The organism is Flavobacterium sp. 90 (assembly GCF_004339525.1).
Taxonomy (GTDB): Bacteria; Bacteroidota; Bacteroidia; order Flavobacteriales; family Flavobacteriaceae; genus Flavobacterium.
This window is the reverse complement of sequence record NZ_SMGE01000001.1, coordinates 57086-70589: the sequence shown is the minus strand read 5'-3', so window position 1 is coordinate 70589 and position 13504 is coordinate 57086. Positions and strand designations below refer to the sequence as shown.

Genomic DNA, 13504 nt, shown 5'->3' with positions numbered 1-13504 from the left:
GATTATCAAAAAGTTATGTTTATTGTAAAATGAATTTCATAAGATATGGAATAAATTTCCGCGAAAAAACGTCGTGAAATATAAAATTCCGACTCTAAAATGTTGTATTTTAAACAATTATTTTGTGGAGTTCAGAAAATCAATTAGTTGCTGAGTTGCTTTTCCACGATGACCGATTTTATTTTTGATTTCCAACGGTAATTCGGCAAAAGTTTCGGTATAATTTTCAGGTTGAAAAATTGGATCATACCCAAAACCTTGATTTCCTGTTTTTTCCAAAGTAATATTTCCTTTAACGATTCCGGTAAATAAATGTTGTTCTCCTTTTATATTTAAAGTAATAACGGTCTTGAACTGTGCACTGCGATCTAATTTGTCTTTTAAGGCGTCCAAAACCTTATTCATATTATCATCGGCATTGCGTTGTTTACCCGCATATCTTGCCGAATATACACCTGGTTCTCCATTCAAAGCGGTAACTTCCAAACCAGAATCATCTGCAAAACAATCATAACCGTATTTTTCAGTTACGTAATTGGCTTTCAAAATCGCATTTCCTTCAATAGTGTCAGCGGTTTCTTCTATTTCTTCAAAACAGCCAATTTCTTCAAGGCTTAATAATTGTATAGATCCGTTTAGAATGCTTTGAATTTCTTTGATTTTATTTTGATTGTTTGATGCAAAAACGAGTTTCATAATATTGAATTTAAAGGTACGACTTTTTTGAAACACAAATTTAGAATTCTTATATTTGATAGTTGCCCAAAAAAATAAAAATAAATGGAGGTATCCGCACTATATAAAAAAATTACGCCTTTCGTCAGACCATATCGAAAAATGGTAATTGCAACACTTCTGCTAACTTTTTTGGGTTCGTTTGCAGCACAGGTGAATGCATTGATATTAAAATATACTGTTGACACGATTAGTAATTTAATGGTAGCACACGAACCATTATCAAAAGGCTTTCATTTATTAGGTATAATAAGTCTTGTTTTGTTATCTAAAGAACTGGTTTATTCAGTCGTGCAATTTGGACAGAAATTCTACGGAGAAAAACTGCGAATCTTTATAACCCGAGACATTTCGCAAACTATTGTCGAGAAGATTTTAAGTTATAGAATGGAATTTTATACGTCAGGCGAAAATGAAAGTGGAAAACTTCAAACCCGAATTGATTTAGGAATCAGCAGTTTGACAAAATTGGTTCAGAATTTCTTCATTGATATTATGCCTTTGTTTGCCAATGCATTCGTGGCTTTGATTTTGATGTTTTACGCTAATTTTTATGTCGGCTTGGTGAGTTTGTTTATTATCCCGATTTATTTTTATGTCAGTCAGTTACAAGCCAGAAAACTAAGTGGTTTTAGAAGAAGAATGCGCAATTATCGGGAAACAAAAAATAACGGAATCATCAGTTTAATTGAATCCATAACGGTGATTAAATCCTTTGTGAGAGAACCAATGGAAGCAGAACGTCATCAGAAAATTCAATTTGAGATGACCGAAAATCAACTCGCAACTAGAAAAACCAGTTTCATTTTTGAAAGTATAAAAGGCTTTATTGAGCAAATAGGCGTTGTAATAATCATTATTCTTACCGCTTATTTTGTTTTGAATAATAAAATGACAATTGGCGCGATCATGTTTCATATTATGTTGTTTAATAATGTTTCGTCACCAATCAGGCAATTGCATCGTATTTATGATGAAGTAAATGATGCCTTGATTTATTCAGAAGGTTTCTTTGATATTTTAGAATCTGAAAATGAAAAAGAAACCAGCGGAACTTATATTCCAGAAAAAATTGTTGGATTAATTGAAGTCAAAAATGTGGATTTTGCTTATCCAAATGGAACGATAGCGCTTTCGGATATTAATTTCACCATAAAACCAAATGAAACAACTGCTTTGGTTGGTTTAAGCGGCGCCGGAAAAAGTACCGTTATTAATTTATTGGATAAGTTTTATTTGCCCTCTTCGGGGAAAATTTATTTAGACGGAGTTGATTTAAACGACTACGACACTGATTTTCTGCGAAAAAATATTGGATTAGTTCTTCAGAAGAATCACATATTTAAAGGTACAGTTGCTGAAAATATTCTCTACGGAAATCCCGAAGCTACAGAAAATGAGGTTATAGACGCCGCAAAACAAGCTTATATTCATGATCAAGTAATGCAATTGCCAAAAGGTTATGATTCTGATGCACATTTGCTTTCCGGCGGACAACAACAACGAATCGCGATTGCAAGATTGTTTCTAAAAAATCCGCCAATTATCTTTTTAGATGAACCCACAGCAAGTCTGGATGCGATTGCAACAGAGCAAATAAAGAAATCATTAGACGCAATAAAAAAAGACAGAACCGTGATTATTATTTCGCATAGTATTTCTCAAATTATTGATGCTTCACATATTATAGTTCTGGAAAAAGGAAAATGTATCGAACAAGGCGCACATGATGAACTTTATGACAACAAATCTGTGTATTATGACATCTTTACTGCAATGGCGAATAGTTTGAATATTGATAAAATCACTCAGACATTGGATTGATCAATTTTTTTAGGAGCTAATCCCGCTATTCGTTACAATCTTTTGTGGCGAACCCCGCCACAAAAGGATTTTCACTTCTATCGGGGCTAGGGCAATCATTTTCATCAAATATTTTCGTTTTGCTTATTGTTTCTGTAAGGCCAAACCTAACAGGTTTCAAAAACCTGTTAGGTTTACGAGAGCTTAAGGAACTTTGACAAAGTTGACGATCTATAATGCTTTATATTTCAAAACAATCCTTTCAACAGAAGAAACAGCACCAATCCCAAAAGTATAAGCCAGAATATCACTCCACAGAAAACCTTGTCCGAGGACATATCTTCCAAATAATGTTTTTCTAAGTTCTATCATCCAGTTTCCTTGATAAAGTTGCACAAATTCGATACAATAACATATTAATAAAGCAGTAATTATAATGTATAAGGATTTTTTGTCTGGAAACGCAATTCTCATTAAGAAGTAAATCATAACAGCATATAGAAAATCGCCAGTAATTAAAGGTACTTGAGGGATTTTCCTTGACATTATTCCAAGGAAGATCGTCATTAGAAATAAAATAGAATAATAGACTCTGGATTTTTTCAAGTTTTAACTTTTGTTGGTATTGTTAGTACTTTTTAGGGTAAACAAAAATACAAAGATTCGGATTGGTTGGACTTATTTTATAAATTTATCGATTCTATAAACTACTATCAAAAAATAACCACATGAATACAAGATTTACGACGCTGATTTTGACTTTGTTTCTTTTAGGAAATAAAGGTTATTCTCAAAAAGAGAACCCATTTAATATTAAAAAACAGTTTGAATATTGTGCAACTCAGGCTTCTGAGACTTTAAAAGTGATTCCGAATGATGGAACTTCGCCAAGAAGTATTCCAACAGGAAGCAAAGAATGGAAATTTGTTGATTATAAAGATTGGACAAGTGGTTTCTGGCCTGGAGAATTATGGTATTTGTATGAAGCAACAGGAGATAAAAAATGGGAAAAAGAAGCCGATAAATTCAGTCAGTTTTTAAAACCATTGTCAGTAAGCAAAGCAAATGATCATGATTTGGGTTTTCAGATTTTTAATAGTTTCGGAAACGGATATCGTTTGACTAAAAATCTTGCTTACAAAGATGTTATCTTAAAAACAGCCGATACTTTGGCAACACTTTTTAACCCAAAAGTTGGAACAATTTTATCATGGCCACATAATAAATATGGCGGACATAATACGATTATAGATAATATGATGAATTTAGAATTGCTTTTTTGGGCTTCTAAAAACGGAGGAAATAAAAAGTTGTATGATATTGCCGTAAAACATGCTGAAACTACTATGAATAATCATTTCAGACCTGATAATTCTTCTTATCATGTAATAATTTACGATTATGAGACAGGTAAGAAAATAAAAGGAATAACTGCTCAGGGATATAGCGATGATAGTATGTGGGCGAGAGGTCAGGCTTGGGCAATTTACGGTTTTACGATGGTTTACAGAGAGACAAAAGATCCGAAATTTTTAGATTTTGCTCACAAATTAGCACGTGTATATTTGGATAGATTAAAAACAGATGATTTAATTCCGTATTGGGATTTTAATGCGCCGGGAATTCCAAATGAGCCAAGAGATGCTTCCGCGGCTGCAATTGTATCTTCGGCACTTATTGAATTGAGTTCTTATACCAACGATAAAACGTTGAAAAACGAATATTTGACCAAGTCTAAAAAAATGATTGTTTCACTTTCAGATCATTATCAAAGTCATGATGCAAATTCTGCTTTTTTGCTTCATTCAACAGGACATAAACCTGCCGGAAGCGAAATTGATTGTTCTATAAATTATGCGGATTATTATTATCTTGAAGCACTTTTAAGACTTCAGAAACTAAAATAAATAATATTATGATTAAGAAAATAAGCCAAATTTCGTTTGCCATCATTCTTGTTTTGATGCTGATTAGCTGCAAAAACACAAAACAAAAACTTCAGGAATATGTTGTTTCTTATAATGTTGCGGCCAAAAGTTTTAAGGCTGATCATGTGACGCTTACAACTGCGAGAGGATATATAAACGACAATAAAATTGAATTGCGATTCGAAACTGATTTAAAGCAAGAAGAACCGAATAAAGTAGCTTCAGCTATAGTATTTCCTAAATTGTTAAGTGATATGATAAAAAAGAATCAGATTCCTAAAGAATTAATTGAAGAAGGAGTGCAATTTGATGTGTATTTTTTAGCAGATGACAATACTGTTCTTTCAAAAAAGATAATTAATAAGGAAGAATTGGCTGAATTATTGAAATAACAAGACAGATTATGCTTATCAGAAAGTCTCTTTAATTTTTTTAAAGGGACTTTTTTAGTTTTATATATATTTTACATTTTGGTTCTAATTAAGTTGTAGTCAAATAATTACATTTTTTATTTTTTATAACGAATGTTGTTTTTGTGTTATAAGTTTGTTATGTTTGAGTTAAAAAATAACCTAAAAACCAAAAAATTATGAAAAAAATTACCCAAATCGCATTTCTTTTTGCAATTGTATTGTTGCTTGTAAGTTGTAAAAACACGAAGCAAAAAATTCAGGAACATGTGAGCAATTATAATACTACATCTTCTATAAAAGGTGGAAATGCTGTTAGCACAAGTGCCAAAGCATTTTTGAATGACAATAAAATTGAAATTAGAATTGAAACCAATTTAGAAGGAACTGAAGCAAACAAACAGGCTTATCAGGAGACTTTTCCGGGTTTACTGAAAGAGATGATCAAAAACGATCAGATTTCTCCGGAATTAATTGAAGAAGGAGTAAAGTTTGATGTGTATTTTTTATCTTATAATAATATTATTCTTGCTCAGCAAATGGTTGATAAAGAAGAATTGGCTGTTTTAGAAGGTAAAGCAACTGAAGCAAAAGGTAAAGAAACAGCAAAACTTTAATTTGAAATAAAGTCTTTGCTATGTTATAAAAAGAAGCCTCTTTGAATTTTACAAAGAGGCTTTTTGTTTTCTAATGTTTTGTAACATTTGTCAGAATATCAGGGAAATAAAGATCTGATAAATGTGCAAATTCGTCTCCGCGCATAAAAATACTAGGATCAACATCTGAGAAACTTTTTTTGCCGGCTGCTGCCAAAAGTTCGTTTGCAGAATGTAAAGTGTTTTTATGGAAATGATATACACGATCTGATTTATCGGTGACAACCAAACCTTTCATCAACATTTTATTTTGAGTCGCAACTCCTGTCGGACATTCATTATTATGACAACGCAATGCCTGGATACAACCTAACGAAAACATAAAACCACGCGCACTATTACACATATCTGCTCCTAAAGCAATAGCGTGTAAAATAGAATAACCCGAAATGATTTTCCCACTTCCGATGATGCGTATTTTGTCTCGAATATTTAAGCGAATCAAGGTTTTGTTTACAAAGATTAAAGCAGGTTCAAAAGGCATTCCAACGCCATCTGCAAATTCCAGCGGAGCAGCTCCGGTTCCACCTTCGGCACCATCAATGGTTATGAAATCAGGAAAGATATCTTCGGCAATCATTTCGTGGCAAATTGCTTCAAATTCGGCTGTGTTTCCAATACAAAGTTTGAATCCAATTGGTTTTCCATTAGATAATTCACGCAATTGTGCAATGAAATGAATAAGTCCTTTAATGTCCGAAAAAGCATGATGACCAGGAGGCGAAAGAATCATGGTGTGAGGTTCAACACCTCTTATTTTTGCAATTTGTTCTGTGTTTTTAGCCGCCGGAAGTACACCACCGTGACCAGGTTTTGCCCCTTGCGAAAGCTTAATTTCGATCATTTTGACATTAGGAAGATTCGCTTTTTCTGAAAAGTTTTCAGGGCTAAAATTCCCTTGTGCATCACGACATCCAAAATAACCAGTACCAATTTGCCACGTAATATCACCACCGCCGGCAAGATGAAATTCGGTTAAACCGCCTTCTCCTGTATTTTGATAGAAGTTTCCTTTTTGAGCACCAATGTTTATGGCACGCACGGCATGTTCGCTAAGCGAACCAAAACTCATTGCCGAAACATTAAACAAAGAAGCCAGATAAGGTTGTTTACAATCTTTTCCTCCAACTAATACACGAGGTAATTCTTCGTTTACTTTAGCTGGAAAAATAGAATGTTTTATACCTTCATAACTATCGTGATTTAGATTTTGCTGTGTTCCAAAAGGAGTGCTTGAATCTATATTTTTGGCTCTTTGATACACTAAAGAACGTTGATTTCTCGAGAAAGGTTTTCCGTCAGTAGATCTTTCGATAAAATATTGCTGAATTTCAGGCGCAATGGTTTCAAATAAATATCTGAAATATCCTAAAACAGGAAAGTTTCTTAAAATAGCATGCTTTTTCTGAACAGTATTATAATATCCTATAATTAATAATATAGGTATGATGATAACCAGTAAAAAACCGCGATCAGTATAATAATACGTTGCAGCAACAATTAGAAACAATAAGAATCCGTAGATAAAGAATTTTTTTCTCATGTTTTTAAAATTTTAATATATAATAATTTAGTAATTAATTGAATCGTAATCTAACGTAAACGTGTTTAATGCCTTTTTTGTCAGATTCTCTTTCGTCGATTTCAAGAATATCTGTCAATGATTTTAGCATTGGCGTAAGCTTAGAAAAACCATAATTTCTTGGGTCAAATTCAGGTTTCTTTTTTACAATTAAGTTTCCAACATCGCCTAAAAATGCCCAGCCGTCATCGTCTTCAATATCTTCAATTGTAGCTTCAATAAGTTCAATGGTTTGTTTGTCGATTTTATGCAACGCTTTTTCGGCAGGTTTTTCAACAGATTTTTTGGTATCTGTTGTGGTAGTTGTTGCTTTTGGTTTTTTCTTCTGAATTGCTCCGTCCAAAACTTCAATGTAAATGAACCTGTCGCAAGCAACTATAAAAGAGTTTGGTGTTTTCTTTTCTCCAATACCAATAACTTTCATACCGGATTCTCGCAACCTGATTGCCAGACGAGTAAAATCGCTGTCACTTGAAACAATGCAAAATCCGTCAAGTTTACCCGAATAAAGTAAATCCATGGCGTCGATAATCAAAGCAGAATCTGAGGAGTTTTTTCCAACGGTATAACTATATTGTTGAATAGGAGTGATGGCATGTTCTAATAAAACACCTTTCCAACCATTAGAATTGGGTTTTGTCCAGTCTGCATATATACGTTTTGTGGTTGGTGTTCCAAACTTTGTTATTTCTTCCATCATCCCTTTTACGTTACTGTACGGAACGTTGTCGGCATCAATAAGAACGGCTAATTTTAAATCTTTGGAGGTGCTTAAAGCCATTATTTAGGTATTAAAAAATTAGATACTTCCAAAGGTAAAACTAAAATTGGTTTTATAGGAATTTGATATAAAATAAGTCTTTTTACGGATATTAATTATTCTGATTATAAATAAGATATTTTTTATAAAAACTAATTAAAGATAAATTTGTCTTTTAATGAAGGTTTAAATATCTTTGTTGTCAAATTAATCCTTTTTATATGTTTTCAAAAGCGTGTGAGTATGGCATTCGGGCTTCAATATTTATTGCAACCAAATCTTCAGAAGGAATTCGGGTTGGGATAAAAGATGTTGCAAAGGAAATTGATTCACCTGAACCTTTTACTGCCAAAATAATGCAGATTCTCACCAAAAATAACATAATTATTTCAGCAAAAGGAGTAGGTGGCGGTTTTGAAGTTTCTAATGAAGCTGTAAAATCCATAAAATTAATCCAGATTGTAGATGCAATTGATGGAGATACAATATATAAAGGTTGTGGTATTGGGTTAAAAGAATGTTCAGAAACACATCCCTGCCCGGTTCATAACGAGTTTAAAAAAATCAGAGAATTGTTGTTGGCAATGCTTACTAATACAACTTTAGAGCAATTGGCTTCGGGAGTAAATTCGGGAGATTTTTATTTAAAAATAAAGAATAAAAGCGAATAAAAATATAAACTCTACTGCTTTTGGGTATTAGAGTTTTTTTACAACATAATAAAAGATGTTTTTGTCTTTTATTTTAAATAATTAAAAATTAAATAAAATAACAAAATGGAAAATTTAAAAAATAAAACAATTGGCTCATTTGTAGCTCAGGATTTTAGAACTGCAGCAGTATTCACAAAATACAAAATCGATTTTTGTTGCAAAGGCAATAGAACTATTACTGAAGTTTGCGAAAAACAAAAAATAGACGAAGATGTTTTGTTGCAAAATGTTTACGATGTTCTTCAATCAGAAAGTAGTCATGCAACTGATTTTAATTCTTGGTCTTTGGATTTATTAGCAGATTTTATCGAAAAAACTCACCATCGTTATGTTGAAGATAAAACAGCTGTTATTCTGAAATTTTTAGATAAATTGTGTTCTGTTCATGGCGGAGCTCATCCGGAGTTGTTTAAAATAAATGAATTGTTTACGGCCGGAGCGGGTGAGCTTTTGCAACATATGAAGAAAGAAGAATTAATGTTATTTCCTTTTATAAAAAGAATGGTAAAAACTAAAGAGTCTAATGGGATTTTGTCTCAACCGCCTTTTGGAACAGTGTCAAATCCAATTGCGATGATGATGCAGGAACATGATAATGAAGGAGAACGTTTTAGACAAATTGCACTTTTGACTAATAATTATACTCCGCCAAGCGATGGATGTACCACTTATAAAGTTACGTTTGCAATGCTAAAAGAGTTTGAAGAAGATTTGCATAAACATATTCATTTAGAGAATAATATTTTGTTTCCCAAAGCTGTAATTTTAGAGGAAGAATTTGCTTAAAAATAAAAATTGTAATTAAGAAAATGCATCAGTAGTCTGATCTAAACGATTATTATTGATGCATTTTTATTTTTAGAATAAACAAAATAGATATAAAATGAATTCTCAAAGAAGTTGGATCGTGTGCTGCTTTTTTAATTTCCTGATAGCGTCAGTTATGGGATTGTTAATGCGTTTTCTGTATTTGTTTCCCTTAAAAAGTATAAATTATGCTTACCTGCTTCATGCTCATTCTCATGTGGCAATGTTAGGATGGGCTTATTTGATGATTTATGTTTTGGTTGTTTATTTCTTTATTCCGAAAAGTAAAAGTGAGAAGCCAATTTATAATCAATTATTCTGGATTACTGAATTTAGCGTTATCGGAATGATGATTTCTTTTCCAATTCAGGGATATGCTTTGTTTTCAATTGTATTTTCGACGTTGCATATTTTATTGAGTTATATTTTTTGCTGGCTGATTTGGCGAGATTGTTCTACCAGAAAAGTTGATGAGAAAATGCTTTTATTGACTGCAATTCTGTTTATGGTTTTTTCAACTTTTGGAGTTTGGAGTTTAGGACCAATAATAAGTATTTTAGGAAAACAAAGCTCTTTTTATCAAATTGCGATTCAGTTTTTTCTACATTTTCAATTTAATGGCTGGTTTTTATTTGCTGTTTTAGCTTTGTTTTTGGCGCAGTTTAAAAATAAAATAGTGATAAGTAAATTTAAAACATTTTGGATATTACTTATTCTGGCTACTTTTTTTACGGTTGCATTTCCTGTAAGTTGGTATGTTAAAAGTAGTGTTTTAAAAGTGATCAATACATTTGGAGTTCTCTTTCAATTACTCTCTTTTGTTTATTTCTACAAGATGTTGAAACTTCAGATAAATGAATTTAAAACTAATTTAGATTCTACTGCAAAATGGGTTTATGGTTTAGCAGTTTGTTCTTTATTTCTAAAGATAGGAATACAATTATTATTGATATTTCCTGCTTTCGCTGAGGTTTCGCATCAAATAAGAAATTTGGTTATTGGATTTATTCATTTGACAACTTTAGGAATAATTACAGGTTTTTTATTGGGAATATTGATTCAGAATAAACTTTTGCCAAGTGAGTCTATTTGGTTTAAAATTGGGATTAAATTCTTTTTTCTGGGATATGTATTAACCGAAATAGTATTGTTTTTGCAAGGTTTGTTTTTTTATAAAAAACTAGGATTGCTTTTTGGGTATTATGAAAGTGTTTTTTTGGTCAGTGTTTTTATAGTTATCGGTTTAATGTTAATGATTACCTCAATAATGGGTAAAAAAAAGTCTTCAATTGATACGGAATTTGATACTTATCTGTTGTGATAATTTGGCTGTATTATAGTTTATATCCAAATAAATATAAAGGAGTAAATTAGGCTTTTACAGTAATAAAAAAACCTTGTATAGACTGGTTTTTGATGTGTTTTTTTGAGTATAATTGGTTTTTTAAACGTTTAATCTCACAAAATAGATTTTGATTAGTTGGGCTTTTTTTGGGATAATGCACGAATGGCAATATTTTTCAATAAAAATAATTAGCTGACTCTATTTTAGAATAATAATCATTATTTTTGCACCCTGTATAAATAAAATTATTACTTCAAAATATATTTATGGTAAAAGATTTATTCGAAAGAATTCAGAACAATAAAGGACCATTAGGAAAATGGGCTTCACAAGCTGAGGGTTATTTTGTATTCCCTAAATTAGAAGGTGAACTTGGTCCAAGAATGAAATTTGGTGGAAAAGATATTTTAAATTGGAGTTTGAATGACTATTTAGGTCTTGCAAATCATCCGGAGGTTCGTCAAGCGGATATTGATGCTGCAACACAATACGGAGCAGCTTACCCAATGGGAGCTCGTATGATGTCCGGACATACTAAATACCACGAACAATTAGAAAATGAATTAGCGGAGTTTGTAATGAAACCAGCGGCTTATTTATTGAATTTTGGTTATCAGGGAATGGTGTCTATTATTGATGCTTTGGTAACTAAAAACGATATTATTGTTTATGATGTAGATTCTCATGCTTGTATTATTGATGGTGTTCGTTTACACATGGGTAAACGTTTTACCTACAAACACAATGATCTTGAAAGTATGGAAAAAAACCTGCAACGTGCTACAAAAATGGCAACTGAAACAGGTGGTGGTATTTTGTTTATCACCGAAGGTGTTTTTGGAATGAGAGGACAACAAGGAAAATTAAAAGAAATTGTTGCCTTAAAAGAAAAATATAATTTCCGTTTATTAGTTGATGATGCACACGGTTTTGGTACTCTTGGTAAAACAGGAGCCGGAGCAGGTGAGGAGCAAGGAGTTCAGGATGGTATCGATGTTTACTTCTCGACTTTTGCAAAATCAATGGCTAATATTGGAGCTTTTGTAGCTGCAGATCAGGATATTATTGATTATTTAAAATATAATTTACGTTCTCAGATGTTTGCAAAAGCATTGCCAATGATTCAAACAATTGGATCTTTGAAACGTTTAGAGTTATTGCGTAATCACCCGGAATTAAAAGATAAACTTTGGGAAAATGTAAATGCATTACAAAATGGTTTACGTTCAAGAAACTTCAATATTGGAGATACAAATACTTGTGTAACACCAGTTTATTTGCAAGGAAGTGTTCCTGAAGCAATGGTAATGGTAAATGATTTAAGAGAAAACTACGGTATTTTCTTGTCGATTGTAATTTATCCTGTAATTCCAAAAGGAATTATTTTGTTGAGAATGATTCCAACAACTTCACATACTTTAGCTGATATCGACGAAACGTTAACAGCATTTGAAGCAATTCGTGAAAAATTAGAAAACGGTACTTATAAAGAAATTGCAAGCAGAACTACAGTTGATTTAGATGCTTAATTTCTAGAAAATAGATTCCTGTATGGGAATTATGTAAAAAAATCCATTCGTTATGCGAATGGATTTTTTTTATTTGAGCTAATTTTATAATTCAAAACCAGTAAAAAGAAGAATTATGAAAAAAGTAATAGCAATAACAGTAATTATTTTAGTTGTTTTAGTTTCTTGCAAAAAGGCAGAACCTGCACCTGAAATTACGCCAGATCCTCCAAAAGAAGCTGAGGTTACAGAGCCAGCGGGAGATCAGTGTTTTGCATCAAGATTAAACGGTAATATCGTTGCGCTAAGTTTTAATGTAAATTCACATCAGGAAGTAAATGGGAAATTAAGTTACAACTTAACCGGAAAAGATAAAAACGAAGGAACTTTAATAGGAAACATGAAAGGTGATACCTTGATTGCGGATTATACATTCATGTCTGAAGGAGTTTCTTATGTTAGAGAAGTTGCTTTCCTGAAAAGAGAGGGAGTATTTATTGAAGGATATGGAGATGTTGTAGATTCAAACGGGAAAGTTTCTTTTAAAGATAAATCAAAATTAAAATTTGATCAAAAAAATACGCTTACAGCCGTAGATTGTCCTCAATAATAAGAGGAATAAAGAAATAAAAAAATTGTAGAAAAAAGAAATCCCATTCAATATGTTGAATGGGATTTTTGTATGTATTTTACCAAGGAGTATTTGGACCAACAAAAACGAGCTTTCCACCACGGCAATTGTTTTCTCCCGTTAGAATTCCTCTGTTAAACAATGCATGTGCGTACATTATTAATTCTTTATCTTCTAAATATTTGGACCAACTCTGTTTCTTTTTAATTGATTTAGCGAGAGAATCAAAATTAATTTTACGTTCTAATTCTTTTAAATCATTTTCGGAATAATCTTTAATGCCTAAATAAGATAATGCACTATCGTTTTTAAATTCGAAATATCTGCTTTTATTCTCTAATGCAATTTTCAGAGCCTTTTCTAGTCCTTTGTCATCATAATCAATTTTATACTCTTGATGAATTGCACTTTGTAGAGAATTCGCTTGTGTGCATATTTCTCTTATCTCGTTATTATCAAGGTTTTTTACTTTGATAACCAGATGAAGTTGAAAAGTATCACCATGATTGATTACAGCTTTTGCGTAATTTTGATACAATAAATCATTTTCATCTTTAGTAAATGAAAGCAAAGTTAACAGAGATAGTATGAGAAATATTTTTTTCATGTCATAGTTACTCTAAATT

At 31.9% G+C, this 13504-nt stretch carries 14 protein-coding genes; 9 read left to right on the top strand and 5 right to left on the bottom strand.

Annotated elements, in window-relative coordinates; genetic code table 11:
• Window positions 1-117: 117 nt before the first annotated feature.
• The gene (locus tag C8C83_RS00305; protein WP_121325914.1) at window positions 118-696 is read right to left on the bottom strand and encodes a non-canonical purine NTP diphosphatase; all 579 of its coding nucleotides are present in this window, start codon (window positions 694-696) and stop codon (window positions 118-120) included.
• Window positions 697-780: 84 nt separating this feature from the next.
• Between C8C83_RS00305 and C8C83_RS00300 the strand changes: the two genes are divergently transcribed.
• On the top strand, window positions 781-2559 hold the full coding sequence (locus tag C8C83_RS00300) for an ABC transporter ATP-binding protein (RefSeq protein WP_121325913.1): 1779 nt from the start codon (window positions 781-783) through the stop codon (window positions 2557-2559).
• 210 nt (window positions 2560-2769) lie between these two features.
• On the opposite strand, the gene C8C83_RS00295 is transcribed toward C8C83_RS00300, so the two are convergent.
• Window positions 2770-3084 carry a DUF2809 domain-containing protein gene (locus C8C83_RS00295; RefSeq protein ID WP_233565967.1) on the bottom strand — a complete coding sequence of 105 codons (315 nt, stop codon included), beginning with the start codon at window positions 3082-3084 and terminating at the stop codon, window positions 2770-2772.
• Window positions 3085-3266: 182 nt separating this feature from the next.
• Between C8C83_RS00295 and C8C83_RS00290 the strand changes: the two genes are divergently transcribed.
• The 3 genes from C8C83_RS00290 to C8C83_RS00280 all read left to right on the top strand — a co-directional run bounded on the left by C8C83_RS00290 (window position 3267) and on the right by C8C83_RS00280 (window position 5493).
• Window positions 3267-4445, top strand: a complete 1179-nt coding sequence (locus C8C83_RS00290) for a glycoside hydrolase family 88 protein (RefSeq protein WP_121325911.1) — start codon at window positions 3267-3269, stop codon at window positions 4443-4445.
• Between the two features lie 8 nt (window positions 4446-4453).
• Entirely contained in the window at window positions 4454-4858 is a 405-nt protein-coding gene (locus tag C8C83_RS00285) for a hypothetical protein (protein WP_121325910.1), read from the top strand.
• A gap of 197 nt (window positions 4859-5055) precedes the next feature.
• Window positions 5056-5493, top strand: a complete 438-nt coding sequence (locus C8C83_RS00280; protein ID WP_121325909.1) for a hypothetical protein — start codon at window positions 5056-5058, stop codon at window positions 5491-5493.
• A 70-nt stretch (window positions 5494-5563) separates the two neighbouring features.
• Here the strand turns inward: C8C83_RS00280 and C8C83_RS00275 are convergent, their stop codons facing one another.
• Both C8C83_RS00275 and C8C83_RS00270 read right to left on the bottom strand, forming a co-directional pair.
• Window positions 5564-7075 (bottom strand): FMN-binding glutamate synthase family protein, encoded by a 1512-nt coding sequence (locus tag C8C83_RS00275; RefSeq protein ID WP_121325908.1) that lies wholly within the window; start codon window positions 7073-7075, stop codon window positions 5564-5566.
• A 34-nt stretch (window positions 7076-7109) separates the two neighbouring features.
• Window positions 7110-7895 (bottom strand): NYN domain-containing protein, encoded by a 786-nt coding sequence (locus tag C8C83_RS00270; protein ID WP_121325907.1) that lies wholly within the window; start codon window positions 7893-7895, stop codon window positions 7110-7112.
• A gap of 200 nt (window positions 7896-8095) precedes the next feature.
• On the opposite strand from C8C83_RS00270, the gene C8C83_RS00265 reads away from it, so the two are divergent.
• The 5 genes from C8C83_RS00265 to C8C83_RS00245 all read left to right on the top strand — a co-directional run bounded on the left by C8C83_RS00265 (window position 8096) and on the right by C8C83_RS00245 (window position 12857).
• A complete protein-coding gene (locus tag C8C83_RS00265) occupies window positions 8096-8545 on the top strand; it encodes an Rrf2 family transcriptional regulator (RefSeq protein WP_121325906.1) in 450 nt (149 codons plus the stop codon).
• Between the two features lie 105 nt (window positions 8546-8650).
• Window positions 8651-9373 (top strand): iron-sulfur cluster repair di-iron protein, encoded by a 723-nt coding sequence (ric, locus tag C8C83_RS00260; protein WP_121325905.1) that lies wholly within the window; start codon window positions 8651-8653, stop codon window positions 9371-9373.
• Window positions 9374-9470: 97 nt separating this feature from the next.
• On the top strand, window positions 9471-10715 hold the full coding sequence (locus C8C83_RS00255; RefSeq protein WP_132011614.1) for a hypothetical protein: 1245 nt from the start codon (window positions 9471-9473) through the stop codon (window positions 10713-10715).
• A 290-nt stretch (window positions 10716-11005) separates the two neighbouring features.
• Window positions 11006-12268, top strand: coding sequence for a pyridoxal phosphate-dependent aminotransferase family protein (locus C8C83_RS00250; RefSeq protein WP_099711537.1), 1263 nt, complete (start codon window positions 11006-11008; stop codon window positions 12266-12268).
• A 115-nt stretch (window positions 12269-12383) separates the two neighbouring features.
• The gene (locus tag C8C83_RS00245) at window positions 12384-12857 is read left to right on the top strand and encodes a hypothetical protein (RefSeq protein WP_121325904.1); all 474 of its coding nucleotides are present in this window, start codon (window positions 12384-12386) and stop codon (window positions 12855-12857) included.
• 79 nt (window positions 12858-12936) lie between these two features.
• Here C8C83_RS00245 and C8C83_RS00240 read toward each other — a convergent pair whose 3' ends face one another.
• The gene (locus tag C8C83_RS00240; RefSeq protein ID WP_121325903.1) at window positions 12937-13485 is read right to left on the bottom strand and encodes a hypothetical protein; all 549 of its coding nucleotides are present in this window, start codon (window positions 13483-13485) and stop codon (window positions 12937-12939) included.
• Between the last annotated feature and the right edge of the window lie 19 nt (window positions 13486-13504).